At 70.8% G+C, this 1,090-nt stretch carries 1 rRNA gene and 1 pseudogene; one reads left to right on the forward strand and one right to left on the reverse strand.

The features are described 5' to 3' along the window. A pseudogene (locus tag ACGFZK_RS37305) lies at positions 1 to 938 on the forward strand (hypothetical protein); the annotation flags it as partial. Positions 939 to 998: 60 nt separating this feature from the next. On the opposite strand, the gene rrf reads toward ACGFZK_RS37305, so the two are convergent. After that, positions 999 to 1,090 (reverse strand): 5S ribosomal RNA (gene rrf / locus ACGFZK_RS37310); the annotation flags it as partial.

Consider the following 1,090-nt stretch of genomic DNA (forward strand, 5'->3'; position numbering starts at 1 on the left):
CGCGGGTAGGACGGACGGTCCCCGCCACGGTCATCGCGGCCGCCACGGAATCCACCACGGTCGTCATCGCGGCGGGGGTACGAGGGACGGTCGCCACCACGGTCGTCACGACGCGGGTAGGACGGACGGTCCCCACCACGGTCGTCACGTCCACCGCGGAATCCACCACGGTCATCGTCGCGACGGGGGTACGAGGGACGGTCGCCACCACGGTCGTCACGACGCGGGTAGGACGGACGGTCCCCACCACGGTCATCGCGACGCGGGTAGGACGGACGGTCGCCACCACCGGAGGGACGGCCACCGCGGTCGTCATCACGGCGGGGGTACGACGGGCGGTCCCCGCCACGGTCGTCACGACGCGGGAAGCTGGGACGGTCGCCACCGCGGTCGTCGCGACGGAAACCGCCGCCACCGCCACCGGAGGGACGGCCACCACGGTCGTCATCACGGCGCGGGTACGACGGACGGTCGCCACCACGGTCGTCACGACGCGGGAAGCTGGGACGGTCGCCACCGCGGTCGTCGCGACGGAAACCGCCACCGCCACCACCGGAGGGACGGCCACCACGGTCGTCATCACGGCGCGGGTACGACGGACGGTCCCCACCACGGTCATCGCGGCGGAAGCCACCGCCACCGCCACCACCGCCGGCGGGACGCCCGCCGCGGTCATCGCGACGGAAACCGCCGCCGCTGCCACTGCCACCGCCGGCCGGGCGACCGCCACGGTCGTCACGGCGGAAGGGGGGCCGGTCGCCACCACGGTCGTCACGGCCCCCGCGGTAGCCGCCCCTGTCACCGCCGTCGTTGCGCCGAGGCTCGCGCTCCGGACGATCGTCGGGAGAGTTGGACATGGGTGTGACTCCTGTCTTCGGGGTACCGCTAGTCATTCTCGCGCAACCAACCCATGGCCGCGCTTCGGCGTAAAGAGGTAAAAACAAAAAAAGACCCTTGGTCCAGCGTTGAACGCTGGACCAAGGGTCCTTTGAAAGATTGTTCGGCGGCGTCCTACTCTCCCACAGGGTCCCCCCTGCAGTACCATCGGCGCTGAAAGGCTTAGCTTCCGGGTTCGGAATGTAACCGGGCG

It is taken from the genome of Streptomyces sp. NPDC048257, assembly GCF_043201855.1.
Classification (GTDB): Bacteria; Actinomycetota; Actinomycetes; order Streptomycetales; family Streptomycetaceae; genus Streptomyces.